Raw genomic sequence first — 22,801 nt, 5'->3', positions numbered from 1 at the left:
CGCCGGATCGTCCGCGTGCTGACGCGCCACGCAACGCCGGTTTACGACTCCCCGTCAGTATCGGTTCACGATCAGTTTGTTAAAAAGTCGATTCAATGGTTAACGGCGCTACGGACACGTCTCCACATAGACCGCCACCTGCTCGAACAGCGCGCCGTGCTCCGGCATCCGCTGCATCAGGCCGCGCAGCTCACGGATCCAGTCCGTGCGGCCGGTCTCCGGCAGGTACACGGAGTGCTGGTAGATGGCCTGCTTCATCGCGTCCAGCGACCCGCCCTCCAGGCCGAGCTGGATCGCGGCCAGCACGGCCCGGCTGGCGCCGTCGTCCAGCGGCCCCTTGGTCAGGTCGATCAGGTCAGTGAAGCCCTCGCCGCGCGCGGCCGGGTCCTTCTCGATCAGCGACGGTACGAACGACAGCGCCTTCTGCTTGCGCTCCGCCTCGGCCGTGGCGCCGAGGTAGTCGAACGCGGCGCCGGACAGGGCCTCGTCCCGCCGCCCGTCGATGCGCAGGATCGCCTCCCACGCCGCGAACATGTCCGGCTGCGCGCCGAGCGACCGGATCTGCGGTGCCAGGCCCCGCAGCGACGACGTCAGTAGGCCCTTGACCGCGGCCACGTCCTCGAGCGGCGTGGACACGAAGTCGAGCACCGCGTCGTCCACCGGCAGCGTCTTGGCCTGGGCCGGGCGGGCGCCGACGGAGCGCAGCAGGTCGCCGGTGAGCGTCCGGGACGGCGCGGTGGCCTGGGTGCCGTCCGCGTTCCGGCCGATCCACGAGTTGTCCAGGTTGATGCCGAGCCCACCGGGCCGGCCCTGCCGTACCACCGCGAAGTCGTACTTCTCCAGCAGCGCGGAGAAGGCGGCCGGCGCGTCCCCGCGGACCACCACGATCGGGGTGGCGCCGCCGGCCAGCACGTTGCGCTGCTGCTGGATGAGCGCGAACTCGAGGTCGAACAGGTCGCGGCGGGACGGCGGCGCGCCCGGCCGGTCGTTGGCGAACGCGATGACCGGCGCGTCCACCTGCGCGGCCGCGGCCGCGGCCTCGTCCAGGAACCGTGCGTTCCGGTCGCTCGGCGAGCCGATCACGTCCATCGCGCGGCCGGTGTCGCCGAGCGGGACCAGGTGCACGCGGGACGACCGGTTGACGGCGCGCACCGGCGGCGTGGGCACCGGCGCGGCGGCCGGCTCCGCCAGCCAGGTGGTGAGGTCACCGGTCGCGTCGACCGGGTGCAGCTCGATCCCGGCCGGCACCGGCGGGAAGCTCGCCGCGCTGCCGGTGGCCGGGTCCAGGAACGCCAGGCCGTGCTGGTCGTGCACGGCCATGAAGACGGAGCTGATCCCGGAGGCGGAGTCGACCCGGACCAGCGCCCGGGAGTCCGGCTTCGCCATCGCGGCGAGCAGGTCGCCGTACCCGCCGAGCCACTGTCCCGGGACCGGCGGCAGGTCCTCGGTGCCGAGCTGGCGGCCGACCGCGGCCAGCGCGGTGCCGTGCACGAACTCCGCGAGCGCGGCCGGCATGCCGAGCCGGACGCCGTTCGGGCCGTCGAAGACCATGCTCGCGATCGGGTACGGCGTGGTCAGCGCCGCGGCCAGCACCTCAGGACCCGCTCCGGTGTACGCCCCGGGCGCCCAGTGCCGCAGCGGCGCGACCCACAGCACGTCCGCGTCCGCGACCGTGGTCAGCTCCATCTCCGCGGTGAAGCCGAGCAGCCGGGTCGGGGCGACCGGTGGCTCGCCCGGTCGCGGGTCGGCCAGGTCGGACCGGCGGATCTCGACCGGCAGGCCGGACGCGTCGGCGCGCGCCGCGACGTCGCTGAGCGTCAGCCCGGTCGGGTCCAGCGGGCGCAGCACGGCCCGGTCGACGACCTCCGCCGGCGTCTGGTGCAGGAACTGGAACAGCACGGCCCGGCCGCGTGCCGCACCGGGCGCGCCGGCCGCGGTCATCGCGCCGTCGATCTCCGTACCGAAGGAGAGGTAGACGTGCCCGTCCCGGCCCGGCAGCGTGGCGAGCGCCCGGACGCGCGGGTCGCCGTTGCGCGCGGAGATCGGCTCGGTGTGCACGTGCGCGCCGGTCAGCGTGGGCAGCACGTGGTCGATGCAGATCGCGCTGAGATGGTTCGCGGTCAGCGGCAGGTTCATGGATCCCCCGTATCAGCAGTTCGACAGCGTGTACGTGATCGAGTCGAGGATGTCGGCGCGCAGCTCCCCGATCCGGCCGCCGGACTCCCGCCACAGGTCGCGCAGGAAGTCGAGCCGGGCCACCCAGGCGGTCCGGTCGATCGGGTCCAGGCAGTCCTCCGGCAGCGCGCCGTTGAGCGTGCTGGCGAGCCGGCCGGCGCGTTCCAGGAACTCGCGGAGCACCGCGTCCGAGTCCGTCAGCAGTCGCTCGCCGGAGATCTCCCGCAGGTCCAGGACCAGGTCGAAGACCTTGGCGTTCGCCCGGTCCAGCCGGTGCGTGGCGGTGGCCCGGGACAGCGCGGCGGTCTCCGGACCGGTGAGCTGGCCGGCCACCATCAGCTGGAAGAGCGTGCCGTCCAGCGCGTACCGGTTCCGGCGCGTGCCGCCGGCGGAGCGCAGGTAGTCGTAGACGAACGTGGCCGGCATCGGGCCCGCGGCCGGGTCGTACGGCGGTTCCACGTCCAGGAACGACGTCGCGACCGGCGCGAGCCGGGGTGCGGTCTCGGCCGGGAAGCCCCCGGCCCGCTCCGCCACCGACAGCGCGGTCAGGAACGCCTGCAGCCGCGGGTCGCCGGGGTGCTCCGCGACGACCGCGCGGAGTTCGCCGAGGATGTCGGGGGTGCGCAGCCGCGCGTCGTTCGCCCGCTGGTACGCCTCCGCCTCGGCCCAGTCCGGGATCCGCAGCCACTCGGCCAGCGGGCGGGCGAGCGTGCGCCCGGTGGCCCGGACCGCCTTGGCGGCGTCCTCGAACAGTGTGCCGTCCGGCCGGCTGTCCATCTTGGACGGGTTCACGTCGCCCGGCTTGAGCAGCTGCCACACCCGGTCGAACCCGGCCATGTCCTGCAGCACGGTCACCGCGCCGTGGGCCAGGCGGACCCGGGTGAACTCGGCGAGCGCCTGGTTGACGCCCATGGTGGCGGCCACGATCGGCGGCTCGCCCAGCCAGCCGTCGTGCCGGAGCATCTCGTCGAGCTGCCGGACCGCCTCGGTCACGGTGGCCGGCGGGCCGCCGAGGCTGATCGCGACGACCGGTCCGCCGGCCGACTGGCGTACCCCCTCGATGATCTGCTTCAGCGCCTCCGCGTCGGTCTTCTTGGAGAAGTCCCCCAGCGTCCGGATCGGACGGTCCCGGCCGGGGAGCGTCGCCGGGTCCGTCGGTGCGGTCCGGGCGGGCGGTGCGGATCGCGCCGGCCGGCTCGCGAACGGGTCCGGCGCCGTGACGGTGAACGGGTCGAGGGTGGGCTTGCCGATGGAGAACGGGTTCAGGTTCGGCTTCGGCTTCGGTGCGACGGGCGGGTCCGCGGGCGGCGCCATGCCGAAGGCCGCCCAGCCGCCGGGTGCCCGGCCGGCCACGTCGCCCCCGGTGGTGGCGGCCGTCGTGGCCGGGCCGCCCGGCGCGGCCGCCGTCCCCCGGTTGGCGACCGCGACCGCCTGGTTGATCGCGTCGGTGAGGTTGAGGCCGGGCACCGGGCCGTGACTACGGCCGTTCTCGAACAGCTCCCAGGCGGTGGGCTCGCCCATCGCCCGCTGGTACCGGTGCCGCTCGCCCGCGATCGGGTCGGTGAGTCCGGCGTACCGGTCGATGTGCTGGGCCTGGGCCAGCACCCAGCCACCGGTGGCCCGGGAGAGGTCCGCGCCGGCCCGCCGGTGGTCGCCGCCGATCAGCACCACGTTGGCGGGGCGCGGGGCCGTGCCGGCGGCCGGGTCCGACCGGATCGCGTCCAGCTCCTGCATGATCACGGACGTGGTGCGGCCGCCGACCAGGCTGCCGGTCTGGAGCGTGGTGGACTCTCCGACCAGCGCGGTCCAGCCCGGGATCGCGTCCGGCAGCGCGGCGGCCCTGCCGTCCGCCTCGTCGGTGCGGTCGCTGCCCAGGTGCCGTGCGTCCGGGACCGGCCGGGACGGCTGCAGCTCGGCCAGCGGGATGCGCACCTGCACGGTGGAGGCGACGTAGACGGTCCTGACCACCGGCGCCGGGTCCACCGCGCCGCGGGCCGTGGTGGCGATCTCCTTGATCTTCTCGCCGATCCGGTCCGCGAGCCCCTGGCTGGCGCCCACCCGCACCGCGGCCCGGGTGATCCGGCCGTCGCTGGCCATCTCGCCGACCTTGTCACCGGCCATCTGGATCAGCTCGCCGAGCTCGTGGAAGTCGCGCGGCGTCGTGCCCTTCACCTCGAACAGCACGTCCCGTTCGCGCAGCACGTACGGCACCCGGGTCTGGTCCGTGCCGCCGGCCGCGTGCGGCACGATGCGCTGGCCGCGCCGGTCGACGTGCGAGACGGTGGCCGCGGAGCTGGTCTTCTTGCCACCCGGGACGGTGATGCCGGGATAGGTGACGTTCATGAACGTCTGGTTGCCGGGCGCGGCGCCGTACTCCGGGCGGATGTTGTAGTAGCCGCCACCGCTCGGGTTGGTCGGCGCGGTCGGCACGCCACCGGGGAGCACGGCCTGCCGGCGCTCGACGCCGCTCTGCTGCTCGGCGGCCGGTGCCCGGGACCCGAGGTTGTACGACTGGATCATCGACAGCGTGAGGCTGTAGACCTGCGCGGTGCTGGCCGTGGTCGTGGTGCTGGTCGCGTAGATCGGGAAGTACTCGAACACGCCCGGCGTCAGCTCGCCCGGGCTGAACTGCTGCGGCGTCCCGCTCGCGTCCACGTACGTGTCCAGCGGCGACCGCCACGCGCTCGCCTTCACCGGCTTGACCTCCAGGTCCAGCTCGTGCGCGAGACCGGCGACGTTGTTCAGCACGGTCAGGTCCACGCCACCACGGCTCATCAGCGCGTACGTGTTGGCGCCGCCGACCTCGTTGTCCAGCAGTTCCTGCAGCTCCGCCGGGTCCGCGCCGGGCAGCACCGTCCCGACCGCGTCCGCCATCAGGTGTGCCGCGCCGAACCGGCTGATCCGGAACCGCTCGTTCAGCCCGTCGAACGGCGCCCACGTGCCGACCTCGGCCGCGGTGAAGTGCGGCTGCGCGGCCGTGCCGGTCATCGGCTGCGTCGCGGCCGGGGTGACGGCGCCGCCCGGCTGCGCGTCGAACAGCGTGGCCGGGCGGTTCTGGTTCGCCGGTGGCGCGGTGGTCAGCCGGTCGGTGCTGCCGTCCTCCTTCATGAACTCCAGCGACACGTTCGCCCGGTGCCAGGTCACGCCCGGCGACGTGCGCACCCAGTTCAGCCGGCGGGCGCCCTCGTTCCACGCGGCGCTCAGCCGGGACGTGGCCGAGGACATCACCCACTCCTTGAGCGGCGTCACCGTGACCTGCACGCCGAGCTCCAGCGGCACGGTGGTGCGGGCCAGGTTGCCGCTGGACTTGGTGACGAACCGGTGCACCTGCTGCTCCCGGTGCCGGCTGCCCTTGTTGTGCTGCCGGTACGCGTCACCGGCCCCGGTCGCGCCGGTCAGCCGGACGTTGTCGCTCCTGCTCGGCACCGGGTGCCCGGTGCCGGCCACCCGCAGCGCCCAGCTGTAGTCGCTGTCGTTCTGGCTGCGCTGCTTGTGCTTGCCGGACATGCCGTGCATCTCCAGGTCCGCACCCCGGTGCGGCACGCCGAAGAGTTCGGTCGGGTCGCCGGCCGGCGGCGTGGCGGTGTACCGGTCCGCGGGCCGGGCCAGCGTCTCCACCTCGACGACCATCGCGCCGGCCGTGGCGTGCACGGTGGTGACCTGCGAGACCCGGCCGAGCCGGACCGGTTCGCCGGTGTCCCCGGCGCTGAAGAACCGGCGGACCCCGGTGCGGCTGCCGACCGAGGAGGTGAGCACGCCGACCGCCTCGTAGAGACCGGCCTTGTAGGTGGTCGAGCCCGGCTCGAGCACGCCGGGCAGCTTCGCGTTCAGCTGCGACACGGCCTCGTCGAACAGCGCCCGGGCCAGCACCGGCGGCGGGGGCGGGGCGGCCGGCGGGGCACCGGCGGCGGGTGGCGGCGGTGCCGGGACCGGGGCCGGTTCGAGCTGCACGTCGAGCACGGAGGCGTCGCCGAGGCCCTGCCGGCCGGAGATCCGCCGCGGCAGGTAGTAGACCTCCTCGCCCGCGTCCGGGGCGGTCCCGGGCGCGCGGAACAGGCTCCGCTTCGCGTCCAGCACCTGACCGAGCAGTGTGTCGTCGAGGCCGCTGACGAACTCCGGGCCGACCCGGGTGCCGTCCGCCAGTGTCCGGCCGGTGTCCACCGGGCGGGTGGCGTCGTGCGGCCAGGTCGTCTCCAGGCTGTGCCAGAGCGTGGCCAGGTCGTTAACGCTGACCAGCGACTCGATCGCGTCCGCCACGTCGAGCGCGAACGTGCTCTTCTGCGACGGGTTGCCGCCGAACACGGACAACGTGCTGCTCGCCACGTTGCGGGCCGCGAACGTGGACGTGCCGACGAACGTGACCGGGATCGCGACCGAGTGGACCGGCAGCTCGTAGTTGTTGATCCGGTAGTCGATGCCGGTGTGCGTGACCGACGCGTTCTCCCGGTGCCCGCGGCCGGCCCGGACCTGCCCGCCGGCGTTGCCGTAGCGGAACACGACGCCCGGCCCGACGCTGTGGTTGCGGTCGGTGTTGCCCTGCCGGATCAGCTCGTGGCTGTCGAAGAGCTGGTTGCCGTCCTCGACGTACGTGCTGTTCTGCGCGCCCGGGCGGGCCGGGATCAGGCGGGGCACCGCGTTGACGTACGCCTGCAGCTCGTAGCGTCCCTCCGGGACGGAGATCGCACCGTCCTCGAACGCCTGCTCGGTCGAGTGCGAGCTGCGCATGATCGGGTCGATCGCCGCGATCAGCCGCGCCTCGGTCAGGAACGCGCGCCGGGCCTGCCCGGTCAGCGTCGCGTCACTGCCCGGGTGGTGGCCGATCAGACCCGCGTGGCGGCGTTCGCCGAACAGGCCCCGGGTGTCCTGCCGGAACGCGATGTTGAGCGCCGCGGAGCCGCGCACGCCGGTCACGCCGGAGAGGTTGGGCAGCACCGGCCCGGACCGCAGCCGCGCCTGGTCGGCCGACGTGGCCGGACGCGACCCGGTCGGCAGCGGCGGGCGGGTCTGCGGGGTCGCGGTGACGCGCATGTCCGGCGCCCAGATGTCCATGGTGGCCCGCTCGGTCGTGCCGGCCTCCCGGGAGTACGTCTTCCACGGGGTGAACGTGCCCTCGTGGAAGATCTCCGCGTCCAGCTGCATGTCCACGGTGAACTTGTGCACCGGCTGGCCCGCGCTGCTGGACAGGATCACCGACCGGGACGTCACCTGACCGTTCACCGTGGAGACCGAGTTCTCCACCGAGTGACCGATCGGCGTACCGCTGATGGTGAAGCTGTTCCAGGGGTGTTTGGCCGCCTTGTCCTCGATGATCGCGGGCACGTCGGCCGTGGGCGTGCCGTCCGGGACGTCCGGCATCTTCTTGAGCGGGATGTTGCCGTTGACGTTCGCCGCCCACCGCTTGGTGGTGAAGTGCGACCGGACCCGCTCGCTGCGGAAGAACGAGTCCACCGACGTGTTCATCCGCATCTCGGTGGTGCTGCCGTGGTGCACCGGCGTGGTCCCGGCCACCTGCCGCGCGAAGTACCGCACCCACAGCCGCTCGATGCCGGTTTTGGTGGTCTTCTCGAACGGTACCCAGATGCCGTCACCGCGCAGGTCGTCGGCCATCGCCTCGCGGTAGAAGTTCGAGGCGGTGTCCAGCAGCCGGCGGTGGTTGAGCGCCTGTTTCGCGTCACCCGCGCCCTCGGCCGCCAGGAACTTGTTGATGCGCAGCTGGGCGAGGACCCAGTCGTCCACCGACTGCGGGCGGGCGCTGCCGGCCGGCAGCGGCGAGGGGTAGTCACGTCCCTCGATCCGCAGGTTCTCGTAGATGACCAGGCCCGGTGCGTCACCGTCCGCCATGCCGTGCGTCAGGTGCATGCCGCCCGCGTTGGTCAGCGCGTACGGCACCCAGCGGGCGCGCATGCCCTCCTGGTCCGCGGCGCGCCCGGTCCAGGTCTCGCGCTGCGCCGGGGCCGCGTCGGTGCGGCCGTCGACCAGCAGCTCCACGGTGAACCGGGTGTCCAGGTCGGCGACCATGCCGCGGGTGATGCCGCCCGGGTAGCCGGGCGTCGCGTCCTTCGCGGACCGCAGGCCACGGCCCATCTCCGAGCTGGTGCCGGTGTTCGTGCCGACCGTGACGCCGTGTCCGGCCGCGCCGGTGACCGACGCGCTCACCGAGCCGTAGGTACCGGCCACCGTGGTCTTCTCGATCGGCGCGAGGATGCTTGTCAGGCCCGCGTTCACGCTGCCCTCGGCACCGCTGCGCAGCCGGGCCGAACCGCGCTCCTGCACCCGGATCTGGTGGTAGAACTCGAGCGTGTTGTTGGTGGTCTGAGTGACGATCCGGTTGTCCTGGCCCGGTGCCGGCACCGCCTTCAGCCGCAGGATCCCGATCTCCCGGCCGTTCGCGTCGCGCAGCGTGTTGGAGAGCAGCCCGTCCCGGCGCAGACGGGAGAGGCTGCTGTGGGTGTTGCCGAAGCTGCTGAACTCCAGCACCTCGCGCTGCGACTCCGGGCTGAGCCGGAACGACGCGCGCCGCGCGCCGGTGAATCCGGCGAGGCGGGGCAGCACGCCGAGGATGTGCTTGCCGACGCCGGCCGGGTCGTGGAACGTGTCCAGCGACATCAGTTCGTTCGCCAGCTGCGCCTCGCCCGGCGGCCTCGTGTTCGCCGGCCGCTCCGGCATCGCCATGTGCTCCGGGAAGTTGACCGTCAGCCCGGTGCGGACCGGCACGTTCGTGCCGGTGGTCAGCGGGATCGGGGGCCCCGGCGGTGCCGGGACCGGCACCGTGGGGTCGGGCAGCGGCGCGTGCGCCGACTCGGCCGACGCGGTCCACTCGACCGTGTACGAGTGCGCGTACCCGGGACCGCGCAGCCGCTCGACCGTGCCCTGTCCCGCGCCGAGGTCCGTGTTGGTGATCCGGGTGTACTTGTTGTGCGTCAGGCGCAGCGTCCCGGCGAGGTTGAAGATCCGGAACGGACCCCAGTTGATCGGCAGGAACGGCTGCATGCTGACCGGGTACTCACCGACCGTCGACGTCTGCTGCCCGGTCGTGTTCGACGACGCGTGGTACTTGCGGTTCTCGCCGTGGTTCGTCATCGGCGTCGGGTAGTCCGGCAGCGCGTCCGGCTCCTCGTTGCGGATCAGCTTGGCCCGGATCGTCACGCGCAGCGCGTGGTCGCCGGTGCCGATCACGTGGATGCTGCCCGACTTGCCGGTCGCGGACGGCAGGTCCCCGGTCAGCGCGAGCTGCGTGGTGAGCCAGTCGATCTCCTCCAGCATCTGTTCGCGCTGGGTGTGGTGCACGCTCGGATCGACCCGCTGGTGCACCATCCGCCGGACCGCGTCGGCGTCCGCCGGGGTCATCGACAGCTCCGAGCCGACGCTCAGGTAGCTGTGCGCGCTGTCGCCGCCGGGGTCGTCCCGGTCGCCGAACCGGGTCAGGTCCTCCTGCGCCGTGACCCGGGTGTCGAGCGCGGCGAGCCGGGCGCGCGCCACCTCGAGCCGCTGCGCCGCCGCCCGCTGCTCGGCCCGTGCCTGCTGCAGATCCCAGCCGGTGGCGAAGAGCCGCTGCAGCATCTCGCCGGGGGCCGGGTGGTTCCGCAGCGCGGTCCGGGCGCCGGCCAGCGCGCCCTCCGCCGCGGTCTCCGCGGCCACCGCGGCGGTGTGCGCGGCGTCGGCGTCGGCATACGCGTCCTGCGCCCGGCGAAGCGCCTCGGTCGCCGTCCCGACCTCCCGCTCCGCGGCCCTGAGCCGGTTGTTCGCGCCGGCCACCTTGGACTCGAGCATCGGCCGCGCGTCCGTGTTCTCCTTCATCGCGCGCTCGATGCGGGCGATCTCGGGGTCGGACGGCTCCGGCCCGACCGGCTTCGCCCGGTGTGCCTGCAGCAGCTTCGCCAGCTCATCCCGGGCTTCGGTGAGCTTCTTGTCCAGCGCCTGGTGTCCGTCCTTCGCCGCCTTCAGCGCTTCGGCGGCGGCGGTGGCCGCGGCCCGCAACTCCGTCGCGGCATCCTCCTTGGCCTGCGCCGTGACCCGCGCGTCGGTGAGCCGGCCGATCGCCTCGGCCAGCCGGACCGCCGCGTCCTGGCGTTCCTGGTGTCGGGCCTGGACGGTCCGGCCCGCGTCGTCGACGAGCCGGGCGGCCCGCTCCGCGTCCGCGAGCGAGGGCTGGGTGCCGCCGCCGGCCGGGTCGCGGAGGCTGGTCATCCGCCCGGCGGTGCTGGTGACCGTGTCGGCCGCGGTCCGTTCCTGCGGCGCGAGCACGGTGTCGACCAGCCGCCGGGCCTCGCGCCGGATCGACGACGCCTGGGCGGACGTCATCCGGGTGCCCTCGACCGGGAAGTTCTGTGCGTTGTCGGTCAGGATCCGCAGTTGTTCGGCGTGGTTGCGGGCCCGGGTGAGCGCCGTGTCCGCCTGCCGGAACGCCTGGTCGAGCGGGGAGAGCTGCCGCAGGGCGGCGGAGAAGGCGGTCCCGAGGTCCCGCTGGGCCCGCATCGCGTCGTCGTGCCTGGTCGCCAGGTCCCGCCGCTGCGCCGTGCGCTGCGCCAGCGCGGTCTCGGCCTCGGCCCGCCGCTGCGGCGCGGCCGGGGTGGTGTCCGCCTCGGCCAGTCGCGCCTCGCCCTGCGCCCGGTGGATCGCCAGGTCGGCCGCGGCGAGCCGGCGCTCCAGGTCGCGGATCGCCTGGCGGCCGTCGGCGAGGCGCTGCTCGTGGTCGTCGACGACGTCCCAGGCGTCGCGAAGCGCCTGAGCCGCGTTCTCCGCGGCCGCTCGCCGGGTGATCATGTCGTTCAGCGCGGTGCGGTACGACGCGATGAACCCGTTCAGGCTCAACGGGCCGGGCATCACCGGCGGCACCGCGACCGGCGGCCCGGGGTTCGAGAGCTGGTTCGCGGCCGCGGTCAGCCCGTTGAACCGGGTGGCGGGCCGTGCCTGGTCCGGGACGGTCGCGAGCGGGTCGCTCCCGGCACCGGCGACGTCCGCGATCTCCGGGCCGCCGGTCCACGCCTTCTGGCGTACCGCCGCCGGGGTCTGTTTCGGGGCCGCGTCGATCGGCGCGGTGTCCACGCCGGTGCCGGGGACGCCGGCGAACCGCAGACGCGTCGGGTCGGCCGGCACCGCCGCCTGCCGGTGCGTCTGACTGTCGTAGAACGCGATCCCGTCGAACGGGTCGGTCGCCCCGGCCCGCACCGGACGCACCCGCCGGGCCACGAAGGCGTGACCGGGTTTGCCCTGCTCGGCGCCGACGATGACGAATCCGGTCGCGCCCTCGACCGGCAGCGACGCCGCGATCGTCGCCATCCGGTCGGTGTCCTTCAGCGTGCCGCCGTCGAGGACGAACGACAGGACGTCCACGTCGCTCAGTCCCATCGGCACGGACAGGTACTGCTGGCCGGGATCCAGCATCTGCGAGACCGCGGCGACCGACGAGATGACGCAGTTCGTGAGCCAGTCCTCGTCGGCCGTGGTCCGATCCTGGTTCAGGCCCGCGAGCTGCGGGAACTGCGTGCGCAGCTGGTCCACCGCGGTCGGGTCGCCGATCGGCTGCCAGCCCGACATGTCGGGCCGGCCGACCGCGGCGGGCCGCGGCACGGCCGCCGGGTCGAGCAGGCGCACGGACGTGCCGGTCGCGGTCAGCTCGGCCCGGTCCAGGGGGTTCGCCGGATCGAACCGGCGGATCGGGTCGCCGTCCGCGGCCAGGTTCACCCACCACAGCGCGCCGTCGTGCGACACCAGCCAGTGCACCTGGTCCGCCTGCCGGACCAGCGCGATCTGCCCGGGCCGTCCCAGCAGCGCCTCGGGCACGATCTCGGCGTCGGTCACCGGCGCCGGGTGGTTCCACAGCCGGAGCAGGTCGTCCGCGGTGAGCGGGTCCCGGGCGGACGTGCCGGGGAGGCCGAGCGCGACGCCGGCCGCGAGCTGGAACCCGGCCTGCCAGCGCTTGGCGCCGGCGATCGCGCCGGAGCGCGGCACCCGCAGTTCCTCGCGGCGCGCGGCGACGCTCGCGACCAGCTCCCCGAGCCGCTGCCAGGGCGTCCGGCCCGGATCGGCGGCGAGCGTGACCGCGGTGCCGAGCGCGGCCCGCATCAGCGTCAGCCCCTTCGGCAGCACGCGGACGAACTCGCCCCGCGGCGCCGGGTGGCCGTCCCGGTTCACCCGGATCACCCGCGGGGAGAGGTCCATCCACGACTCGTACGGCACGCTGATCGGCACGCCGACCGTGTCCGCCGCGGTCAGCCAGGTCTGCACCGCGGTCTTCTCGGTGCCCGCCACCGGATACGCGGCGATCCGCGCCTGCTGGCCGGGCAGCAGGTCACTGGCGACGCGCTCGACCGCGCCGAGTGCGGCCGGGTCGGTCAGCGCCTCGTGCGAGAGGAAGAAGGCCGGGCCGTTCTCCCGCCGGGCCTGCAGCGCCCGGACCACGGCCACCATGTCGACCGGCACGTCCATCGGGTACGGGTGGAACAGCGCGCCGTTCCCGGTGACGATGAGCCGCCCGTCCGGGCACAGGCTCGACAGGGACCCCGTATCGGCCATGTCGTTCTCCCCCTCATGCTGCCGCCGGATCGTGCACGCGCCGTCGCAGCTCGACTACGGGAGTCGCTCAGGGCCAGTTCATCCCCGGTTTGTTAATTGTTCAGTGCTCCAATGTGTCCGACGTGTTGTGCTGCCGAGACCGCTGGTCAGCGGCTCGGACGTGGTTAAGGAGAGGTTGCCGTGCGGCGGGTTCAGGCGGCCGCGAGCTGGTTCCGGCCGCCGCGCTTGGCGAGGTAGAGCCGGGCGTCCGCACGGTCGTAGAGGTCGCGCCCGGACTCGCCGGCCACGCACTGGGCCAGGCCCATCGACAGCGTCACCCGCAGACCGGGCGCGATCTGGTGCCAGTCGCGGGTCAGGATCACCTGACGGATGCGCTCCGCGACCACCCGGGCCTCGCGCTCACCGACCGCGAGGAACATGGCGAACTCGTCGCCGCCGAAGCGGATCGCGACCTCGTCCGCGCGGCAGTGCGCGCGCAGCACGGCCGCGATCTCGCCGAGCACCCGGTCACCGACGCCGTGCGAGTACCGGTCGTTGATGCCCTTGAACTCGTCCACGTCGATCAGCAGCAGCGAGCCGACGTCGTTCAGGTGCTCCATCCGGCGGTCGAACATGCGCCGGTTGCCGAGCCCGGTGAGCGCGTCCGAGCTGGCCGCCAGGTCCGCGCGGAACCGGGCCGCCTCCAGCTCCACCCGGCGCATCGCCTGACGGAGCATGGTGCGCCGGTCCAGCCGCAGCCGCCACAGCGACTCGACGTGCACGCGCAGCGCGGCGAACACGGTCGCGGTGGCCTCGCCGGGCGACTCGCGCAGCGCGAGCCGGGCCAGCTCGTACCGGTAGAGCAGCCGCTGCGACGCCAGCACGGCCAGTTCCAGGCCGGCCTGGAACTCCCGGCGCGCGCCGCGCAGGTCGCCCTGGTCGCGCAGCACGATACCGTGCGCGAGGTGCAACAGCCGGGCCTCGTGGCTCTGCCCGGCCGCGCGCATGCTCAGCAGCAGCCGATCGACCTGCTTCATCGCCTCCGCGTGGTCGCCCTGCTTGGCCGAGCCCAGCGCGAGCAGCGCGAACGCCAGCGGCGAGTCGATGCCCAGGTCGGTCCACCGGCGGACCAGCGTCACCGCCTTGGCGACCTCGACCGCGGCCTCCTCGGCCCGGTCCACCTGCTCCAGCCGGACCGCCCACTCCAGCAGCAGCTCCACGTACTGCAGCTCCGCGGAGGTACGCCACAGCTCCGGCGCCTCGGACGCGCTCAGCGTCCGCCGCATGATGTCGTCGGCCAGCTCGAACAGCTCCGCGTACTTGGCGGCCTCGCACAGCGACGCCATCGCGGAGAAGTAGCGCGGTCCGCCGGTCGGCACGGTGTCCAGCACCAGCGTGGCGCGCGCGATGTAGTTCAGGCCCTCGTCGATCCGGGCGATGCTGATGTACGCCCGCGCGGTGTCCGCCATGATCTTGGCGTCGGTCGCCCGCGGTCCGCCGTAGTAGGTGTCCGCGATCAGCGCCTCGCCGATGCCCAGCGCCTCCTCGTGCCGGCCCAGCGCGGCCAACGCGTACATCCGGCCGAGCCGGGCCACCCGCCAGGTGCGCTGGTCACCGAGGATCAGCAGGATCGCCTCGGACTCGTCCGCCGCGGCGAGCCCCTCGGTGTGGTGACCGCGGATGGTCAGGTCGTGCACGTGCAGCGCGAGGCCGGGAAACGGACCGTACGGAGACACGGGCACCGGCAGGCGGTCACTACGCACCAGCGTGTCCTCCCGTCCTGCCCCGTGCTCGAATTCCGGCCGACCCCTACGGTCGGCGGCGAAACCGCGAAGGTGAGATGTCCCGGGCGGGTTCACGACATCGCCGGTCCGCAGACGCGGATTGTACGCATCATTCGTGTCCCGACCGCCCGGGAACGCCCGATGTCCGGTTCGTTATCGGCAATGGTGCGACGAACTGTAGCTCGACGTCACTCCTGCCAGAGACGCCGGAACCGCAGCCCGAGCAGCGCGGCCGAGACCAGCGCCACGAGCACGACGATCACCAGCGCGACCGAGCCGTCCCCGCCGGGCCGCCCGCCGGCGGACAGCGGCGCACCCGGGTCGTCGCCGGCCCCGCCCGGCAGGTCCCGGCCCACCGCCTCGGCCGGGTCGACCATTCCCCAGCCGTACCGCGCGTCCGGGCGCCGCTCGTCGGTCATCGGCTCCGCGGTGTCCAGCACCCGCTGCCGGACCTCCGTCACGGTCAGCTCCGGGTGGGCCGCGCGGACCAGCGCCACCGTGCCGGCCACGTAGGCGACCGCGTAGTCACCGCCGCTGACCGGCCCGTCGACGCCGGGAGTGACGACGTTCACACCGGGCGCCGAGACGTCCACCGCGCCGGCCCGGTAGTCCGCCGCGGTTCGGCCGTCCGCGCCGACGCCGGCCACCCGGATGACGCCGTCCGACAGCGTCGGCCCGGCCGGCGGGCCGTCCGGTGCGGTCGTCACCACGACCGCGCCGCCCTCGACGGCGGACGCGACCGCCTCGGCCACGTCGGCCCGCGTGACGTCCACCGCCGCGCTCAGCGCCAGCACGGCCACGTCCGCCTCCGCCGCCGCCTCGACGCCGGCGGCCTGCACCTCGGGCGGCGCGTCCGGCGCGGTGGTCAGGATCCGCACCGGCAGCACGGTCGCGTCCGGCGCCACACCGCTGAACCCGCCGTCCCCGGTCGCGCGGCCCGCGATGATCGCCGCCATCGCGGTGCCGGGCCCCAGGCAGTCGGCGTCGGCCCGGTCCTTCGTGCCGGTCGCGTTCACGCCCGGCTCGACCCGGCCGGCCAGCTCCGGGAGCGTGCCGTCGACGCCGGAGCCGACCACGGCCACGACCTGCTCCTCGCCGCGGCTGCGCCCCCAGGCCTGGTTCGCGGCCATCCGCAGGACGGCCCAGTCCGGGTCGGCCCCGGCACCGTCGCGCGCGCACGCGTCCGCCGGCGGATCCGGGCGCTCCGGCTCGCTCGCCGGCGGCAGCCCGTAGGTCACGCCCTCGCCGTACGCGTCCCACGGCAGCACCAGCACCCACCCGGCCCGCAGGCGCCCCGGATCGGTCAGCACCGTGCCGTCCGGCTGCGCGCGCCCGGTGTTCAGGTGCATGATCTGGGAGTACCGGGCGCGGTCGTGGAGCAGCCGGTCCGCCAGGTCGTACAGCGTCTCGCCGCCGTCCCGGACCACGTAGTACTTCACGAAGCTCTGCTCCGGCGGCGCGGCACCGGCCGGCGCCCCGGCCAGGGCCAGCACGACCAGCACGGCCGCCGCCGCCCGGGTCAGCCGGTCAGTCCTGGTCATGCCGCTTGTAGCCCCGCTCGTCCAGCGCACCCCGCAGCGCCCGCAACGCGTAGAACGTCCGCGACTTCACGGTCCCGGCCGGCACGTCCAGCACCTCGGCCGCCTCCGCGACGGTCCGCTCCTGGTAGAAGATCTCCACCAGGACCGTCCGGAGCCGCTCCGGCAGCACCGCGATCGCGGCCCGGACCTCCCGGTCGTCGAGCCGGGCCGCCAGGTCGATCTCGGCCGCGGCCACCTCCGGCATCAACTCGTCCGGCGCCTCCGCCGGGCGCGCCGCGGCCGCGCGGATGTTGTCGATCACGATCCGCCGGGCGACCGTGCACAGCCAGCCGCGGCTCCACCGGCCGTCCTTCATCCGGGCGTCCGGGTTCTTCCAGGCGCGCACCATCGTCTCCTGGACCACGTCCTCGGCCCAGTGAAGATCGCCCTTGACGAGTTGCCGGACGTAGGCGAGCAGCACCGGCCGGTGCACCCGCTGCAGATGTTCGAGCGCCGCCTCCGGCGTCTCACCCGTCGCTTCGGAGTCCCCGGCGTCCTTGCGAGGGATCGAGGACGTGCTGTTCACCATTCACCACCAAGGAGATCAGGTGGACGCGCGTGTGGGCATGTCCGTCAACTGATTGCGTGATCCGTGCGCCGCTCGCGGGTCAGCGCGGCGGCGTGCTGCTGGGCGCCGTGCGGAAGTCGGCCGTCACCACCGGGCCGCCACCCGGCCCGGTCACGGTGAACGACACGAGGTCGGCGATCGCGACGTCCAGCCGGCCGGACTGGCTCTGCGCCTGCCCGGTGTCCGTCCAGCTCGCGACCAGGTCGATTTCCCCGTCGGCCGTGGTGGCGTAGAGGCGGTAACCGGTGCCGGCGGTCAGACCGGACACCGTCGCCTCGACGAGCACGTCGCCCTCCTCCTGCTCGCTCACCACCACGGAGAGCGAGGCCGCGCCCTGCCGGCCGGCGGCCGCGACCGTCTCGTACCCGTCCGCGGGCGGGCCGGCCAACCCGCGGAACAGCGCCACCCCGGCCAGCCCGGCCGCGACGACGGCCACGGCGAAGAGCGCGCCGGTCACCATCAGCGCCCGGCGCCGGTTGCGCGGCGGCCGCTGACTCCCGCCCGGCCCCTGACTCCCGCCCGGCCCCCGACTTCCGCCCGGCCCCCGACCTCCGGCCGGTCGCTGGCTTCCGGCCGGCCGTTGGTTTCCCGGTGAGGTCGCCCGGTCCCGGCTCCCCCGTGCCGGCCGCTCCGGGTTCTGCTCCGCCGGCCCGTCCGGGCGCGTCACCGAGACGACCGGCACGACCTCGGGCGCGGCCTCGGCCACGGTCGAGGCCGCGGCCGGCACCGCACCGAACTCGTCGATGACCTCCTGCCGGCCCTCCCCCTCGACCAGCGCGAGCGTCGCGACCAGCTCGATGACCTCGTCCGCGGTCTCCCGGCAACGGGCACACTCGGCGAGGTGACGCTCGATCTCGTCACCTTGCTCGATCGGCAACGCATCCATGTAGTACGCACCGAGCAGCTCGGTGACCGGATGCCGATCCGTGTCGTCCATCAGCACGTTGAACCTCGGGTCTTCGGGGCAGGAACCGCGACTCACGATGCTCCCACCACTGTGGCCGATGGAGCAACACCGGTGACCTTCGATACCCGGCACCACCGTCCGGGCGAGGTGTCCGTCCACCTGTCCCGTGCGACTCGAACCGGTCATGGCGGGTACCCCGGATCGAAGTCGACGGGCCGGATCACCGGATGAACGTGACGGCGATCGCCGTCGTCGTTCAGGACATGGAGCACGTCGTTGTGGTGGGAGCCGGTGTGACCGGGCTGTTCCTGGCGGTCGGGCTCGGTCGGCGCGGCTACCGCGTGACCGTCGTCGACCGTGACTCCGGGCCCTCCGCAACCGGCTGGAAGCGCCGCGGGGTGATGCAGTTCCACCACCCCCATGGCATCCGCCAGCAGGCGATCGACGCGCTCGACGCCGAGATGCCGGACGTGCACGAAGCACTGCTCGCCGTGGGCGCCGTCGACGTCGTCACCGGCGGCCTGTTGTGCCGTCGATCGACGTTCGAGCGGGCGCTCCGCTCGGCGGCTGCCGCGGAACCCGGCGTCACGCTGCTCACCGGCAACGTCGGCGACGACGTACCCCGCGGCGGTGGGCGAGCCACCGGCGTCCTGGTGGACGGACAGCCGCTCGCTGCCGATCTGGTGCTCGACGCCGGTGGCCGTAACTCCAGAATCGGCGCCGAGCTGCGTCCGGATACGGAGGACCAGGACTGCGGGCTGGCGTACGTCTCACGGCAGCACGTACTGCTGCCGGGTGCCACACCCGGACCGATGTCCAGCGGGCTGGGCTACCTCCAGCAGCACCGGGGGTACCTCGTGGCGGCATTCCTGCAGGACGCCGCGACGTTCTCAACCCTGATCGCGCGGGATTCGAGTGATGATGACCTGGCCGGGCTGCGGCACGCACCCGGTTACGAAGCGGCCTGTGCGGCGATCCCCGCCCTCGCCGCCTGGACCGACCCGGAGCGCTCCCGGCCGACCAGCGCACCGATGGTCGGCGCGAACCTGCACAACACCTACCGCGGCCAGGGGACATTACCCGGTCTGATCCATGTCGGCGACGCCGTCTGCGTCACGAATCCGACTGTCGGCCGGGGCATCGCCACGTCCCTGATGCAGGCCCGCAGCCTGCTCACGGCCCTGAGCGAGCACGATGACCTGCGGGATGCGTGCGCTTCGTTCGACGCGTACTGCGAGTCGGCCATCCGGCCGTGGTTCGACGATCACATCAGCACCGACCCGGACCGGCTGGCCCGCTACCGCGGCGCGGACGTCGATCTGGACCGGCCGCTGACCAGCGTCTGGATCGCGGAGGCGATGCCCGCCGTGGCCGCGGATCTACGACCGGTGATCGGGCGGTTCCTGGCGATGCGGACGCTGCCGGCGGAGCTGGCCACCATCGAACCCGCCGCCAAGGCGATCTATCGCGGTGGCTGGCGCCCCGATCGACCGGCCGGCCCGGGGCACACCGATCTGGCCGAGCTGATCAAGGCAGCCGAGGACACGCGCCCGCGACGAGACGGCTGAGGGTGCCGCGGCGGCCGTGGACGGCCTGGCGACTCGGCGGGCGGCTTCCGCGGTACGCGCACCGGGCGGTGCCGGGCGGCCGTGACCCCGGGCCGCGCTACGGATCGGGTGCCGTCCTCGTGCCCGATCATCCGCCACCTGGCGATCGCGGAGCGGTTCGCCGGAGGCGGCGTGCCCGGTCGGCTTCACCGCCCGAGGCGGTCGAGCGCGGCACGGTATGCCCCGGCGATCTGGGCCCGCATGCCCTCGGCCACGGCCGGGGTCCTCATGGACGCGGGCCCCAGCATGCCGGCGACACCGCCGGGGAAGGTCGTGGTCGCCACGGCCCGCCGGTGGCTGAACGTGTCGAACCCGGCCTTGCCGTTGTACGAGCCCGTTCCGCTGCGGCCCACGCCACCGAAGGGGACGTCGGGCAGCAGCATGTACGCGGCGTAGTCGTTACGGGTGATGCCTCCGGAGGTGGTGCGGTGGCGGAAGAACCGGAAGTCCGCCGAGTCCTCGCCGTACCAGTAGGCGGTCAGGGGAGCCGGGTGCGCCGTGACGTATTCGACCACTTCGGTGATCTCGTCGTACGGGTAGACGGTCAGCACCGGTCCGAAGACCTCTTCCCGGGTCACGGCCATGTCCTCGGTGACCTCCAGCAGGAGGGTGGGTGCGATCCGGCGGGCGGCGGTGTTCGACGTCCCTGCCTCGACGAGCGTGGCGCCCTTGTCCCGGGCGTCACCGATCAGTCCGGTCACCCGCGCGACGTTCCGGTCGTCGATGATCGGAGTGACCGCCGGGTCGGAGGCGAAATCCGGATAGAGCCTTCGGAAGGCCTCGCTGGTCAACTCGACGAACTCGGCAAGGCGGTCGCGCGGCACGAACACGTAGTCCGGGCAGAGGCACGCCTGTCCACCGTTGGCCGTGCGGGAGACCGCGATCCGCTCAGCGGCCAGGCCGAGGTCCGCGCCGGGTTCTTGCCCCCCAGCTCCAGCGTGACCGGAACGAGGTTGGCGGCCGCCGCGCGCTGGACAGCCCGGCCGACCGCGGTCGAACCGGTGAAGAGCAGATGGTCGAACGGCAGGTCGGAGAACGCCACGGCGGTGTCGACTCCACCGTCGACCACCATCAGCTCCTCGGCGTCGAACTCGGCGTCGACGGCCCGGGCCAGGACGGCGCCGGCCTGCGGGACCAGGTCCGAAAACTTGATCATCACGCGATTACCGGCCGCGAGTGCCTCGGCCGCCGGTTGGATCACCAGCCCGACCGGAATGTTCCAGGGTCCGGCCACGCCGACCACCCCGAGCGGCACGGTGTCGATCGTCGTGGGCATGCCGGCCTGCTCGGAACCGGGTACCGGAACGGGCGCCATCCACTCCTCGAGGTTGTCGTGCAGGTGGGCGATGCCACCTACCGCCGTCATGATCTCCAGCATGAGGCTGAACGCGTCCGGCCGGTGACCGAAGTCCGCGGCCCCCAGGACGGCGACCTGAAACCGGTCGAGCCGGTTACGCCGGACCTCGGCCGATGGCGGACCCTCGCGCAGGAAGGCCGCCCGCTGCGCGTCGAGCACCGCCCTCAACACGTCGTACTCACTCAAGGCTTGGTCCTTCACGCGTCGTCACATGCATCCTGTTCCGCACTCGACCGGTCCGGACACGGGGCCGGCTCGACCAACCGGTCGAGCCGGCCGTGGGCAAGGTTTCGATCAGCGGGCGCACACCGGGGTGACCGCGCCGCGCAGCGCCCGCTCGTGCAGCCGGTCGAGCCGGTACTGGCGCTCCGCCTTCGTCCCGGCGACGACCAGCGAGACGACGCACCGCGGTGTCGGGCCGCGCAGGCTCTCCGAGGCCGCCAGCTCCCCGATGAACTGCACGGTGATGCGGTCCAGCTCCGGGCGGACCTCGGTCGCCAGGTCCGGGCGCTCGGTCGGCGCCAGCTCCGGGCGCCGCGTCCACAGGTCGAACAGGCCGCGCTGCACCACCTTGCTCGACTCGATCTGCGCCCGGAAGAACTCCACCGTGTCCACCGGGTCGATGCCGGCCTGCACCGCGAGCGCGGCGGCCTGGTCCAGCACCTGCTGCTCGCGGACCGGGTCCTCGATCGGTGCGGTGGTGCCGAACTTCGCGGCAGCCACCTTGTCCGCCAGCAGGATCCGCTCGGCGGAGAGACCGACCAGGGCGGTCAGCCCACCGGCCGGTACGCTCGCCGCCTGCGCGGGCAGGGCGGAGGTGACCAGGCCCGCCACCGCGACCGTGCAGACGCTCGCCAGCCGCCATGACCACGCCGTCGTCGCTGACATCCGGCGTCGCCCGGACGCCGTTTCCATTGTGTTCTCCACGCCCTCTCACGACGCACGGCGGGCCCGTCGTGTTCACCGCCGGAAGCCCGGCCCGAGGAGTTCCCGCATTCTGCGCAACGCATAGAACGAGCGGGAGCGGACCGTGCCCTCGGGTACGCCGATGACGTCCGCGGCCTCCGCCACGGAGACGTCCCGCACGTAGAGGGACAGGAGCACGGTGCGCTGGTCCGGACTCAGCTCCTGCAGCGCGCCGAGCAGCGCCTGCCGTTCCACCACCGCGTCCGCGACGCTGCCGGCCGCCGGGATCCACGTGACGTCGACGCCGACGATCTCGGTCGGCCGGACCGACTGAGCCCGCGACGCGTCGATCGCCACGTTGCGGGCCACCGTGAAGAGCCAGCGGCGCAGCGCTTCCTCCTCGGCCGGCAGGTCGTCGATCCTGTGCCACGCCCGCAGCATCGTCTCCTGCAGCATGTCCTCGGCCGCCTCCCACCGGCCGTTCGCCATGCGCAGCAGGTAACGATGCAGCGTGTCGGCGTTCGCCCGGACGAGCGTCCGCATCCGACGCTCCCGCTCCGCGGCCGGCGTCCGGGATTCCCCCGGATCGTCCCCGGACCGGACCGTCCCCGGCTCGGCATATGCCCGGAACCGCCCGCGTGAGGCTCGCGGCGATGGCGCGGAGTCGGCGGCCGGACAACGTGGGATTTTCATTGACGCCACGGTATGGGCGGCATTGATCTCCGCCATCAGTCCGCGGAGGGGTCCGCATCCCTCGCCAGAGGTACGCGCGGCCGGCTCACCGAGCGGCCGGGCCGGGTTCCCCGCGGCGGCGAACCCGGCGAAGACAGCGATCATGACCAGCGCGGCGCGGCTGGGCAGCACCGAGGGCCGCGGCCGTCCTACCGGGCCTCGTGTCGGTGGAGCGGGTCAGGTGGCATCCTCCGCCGGCACGGCGTCGGCCGCGGAGCCCGGTGCCACGAGACCGGTCTCGTAGGCGAAGACGACCGCGTGCACGCGGTCGCGCAGGCCCAGCTTCCGCAGGATGCGCCGGACGTGGGTCTTCGTCGTGTGCTCCGCGATGAACAGCGCGGCCGAGATCTCCGTGTTGGACCTGCCCCTGGCCATGTGCACCAGCACCTCGCGTTCGCGCCCGGTGAGCGCGTCGAGTGCGGACCCGCTCGGCGCACCGGTCCCGGCACACCCGGGTGCGACATCGGCCGTTCCGGTCCGCAGCGCCTCGTACACCCGGTCGTCGAGGTCCACGGTGATCTGGATCTTCGAGGTGGTCCGGTCGCCCCGCAGGACGCGGATGACGGCTGCCGCGGTGCGGACAGGCGATCGTCGAACGTCCTCTGACATGGCACCGCCTCTCGCCGGGAACCGCCGGCCGATCGTTCCGCCGCGCCCGGTCCCCGCCGGGAGAATTGTGCGGAATGCCGCG

Annotated in this window: 10 protein-coding genes and 1 pseudogene; 1 reads left to right on the top strand and 10 read right to left on the bottom strand. The window is 73.5% G+C overall.

What is annotated here, in order from left to right; genetic code table 11:
- Nucleotides 1-108 precede the first annotated feature (108 nt).
- From J2S44_RS30445 to J2S44_RS30420, 6 genes are all read right to left on the bottom strand, one after another.
- Entirely contained in the window at nt 109-2,136 is a 2,028-nt protein-coding gene (locus J2S44_RS30445; protein WP_310420884.1) for a hypothetical protein, read from the bottom strand.
- A 12-nt stretch (nt 2,137-2,148) separates the two neighbouring features.
- Nucleotides 2,149-12,690: a hypothetical protein gene (locus J2S44_RS30440; protein ID WP_310420882.1), complete on the bottom strand. Its 10,542-nt coding sequence runs from the start codon at nt 12,688-12,690 to the stop codon at nt 2,149-2,151.
- A gap of 191 nt (nt 12,691-12,881) precedes the next feature.
- Entirely contained in the window at nt 12,882-14,432 is a 1,551-nt protein-coding gene (locus J2S44_RS30435) for a GGDEF domain-containing protein (protein WP_310420880.1), read from the bottom strand.
- A gap of 209 nt (nt 14,433-14,641) precedes the next feature.
- Nucleotides 14,642-15,994, bottom strand: coding sequence for a S8 family serine peptidase (locus tag J2S44_RS30430; RefSeq protein ID WP_310420878.1), 1,353 nt, complete (start codon nt 15,992-15,994; stop codon nt 14,642-14,644).
- Complete coding sequence (locus tag J2S44_RS30425) at nt 15,981-16,562, bottom strand: sigma-70 family RNA polymerase sigma factor (protein ID WP_310420876.1); 582 nt, start codon at nt 16,560-16,562, stop codon at nt 15,981-15,983. The genes J2S44_RS30430 and J2S44_RS30425 overlap by 14 nt, the downstream gene beginning before the upstream one ends.
- 79 nt (nt 16,563-16,641) lie before the next feature.
- On the bottom strand, nt 16,642-17,538 hold the full coding sequence (locus J2S44_RS30420; RefSeq protein ID WP_310420874.1) for a zf-HC2 domain-containing protein: 897 nt from the start codon (nt 17,536-17,538) through the stop codon (nt 16,642-16,644).
- 233 nt (nt 17,539-17,771) lie between these two features.
- On the opposite strand from J2S44_RS30420, the gene J2S44_RS30415 reads away from it, so the two are divergent.
- On the top strand, nt 17,772-19,076 hold the full coding sequence (locus J2S44_RS30415; protein WP_310420872.1) for an FAD-dependent oxidoreductase: 1,305 nt from the start codon (nt 17,772-17,774) through the stop codon (nt 19,074-19,076).
- A 185-nt stretch (nt 19,077-19,261) separates the two neighbouring features.
- On the opposite strand, the pseudogene J2S44_RS30410 reads toward J2S44_RS30415, so the two are convergent.
- The 4 genes and pseudogenes from J2S44_RS30410 to J2S44_RS42995 form a co-directional block, all read right to left on the bottom strand.
- A pseudogene (locus tag J2S44_RS30410) lies at nt 19,262-20,631 on the bottom strand (aldehyde dehydrogenase family protein).
- A 135-nt stretch (nt 20,632-20,766) separates the two neighbouring features.
- Nucleotides 20,767-21,360, bottom strand: coding sequence for a gamma subclass chorismate mutase AroQ (gene aroQ, locus J2S44_RS30405; RefSeq protein ID WP_310420870.1), 594 nt, complete (start codon nt 21,358-21,360; stop codon nt 20,767-20,769).
- Between the two features lie 72 nt (nt 21,361-21,432).
- Nucleotides 21,433-21,921 (bottom strand): sigma-70 family RNA polymerase sigma factor, encoded by a 489-nt coding sequence (locus J2S44_RS30400; RefSeq protein ID WP_310420869.1) that lies wholly within the window; start codon nt 21,919-21,921, stop codon nt 21,433-21,435.
- A 366-nt stretch (nt 21,922-22,287) separates the two neighbouring features.
- Entirely contained in the window at nt 22,288-22,719 is a 432-nt protein-coding gene (locus J2S44_RS42995; RefSeq protein ID WP_374727922.1) for a response regulator transcription factor, read from the bottom strand.
- Between the last annotated feature and the right edge of the window lie 82 nt (nt 22,720-22,801).

The sequence above is a fragment of the Catenuloplanes niger genome (assembly GCF_031458255.1).
GTDB classification, from domain to species: Bacteria; Actinomycetota; Actinomycetes; order Mycobacteriales; family Micromonosporaceae; genus Catenuloplanes; species Catenuloplanes niger.
Note: the sequence above shows the minus strand (reverse complement) of the source record. Positions and strands in the feature narration are given on the sequence as shown.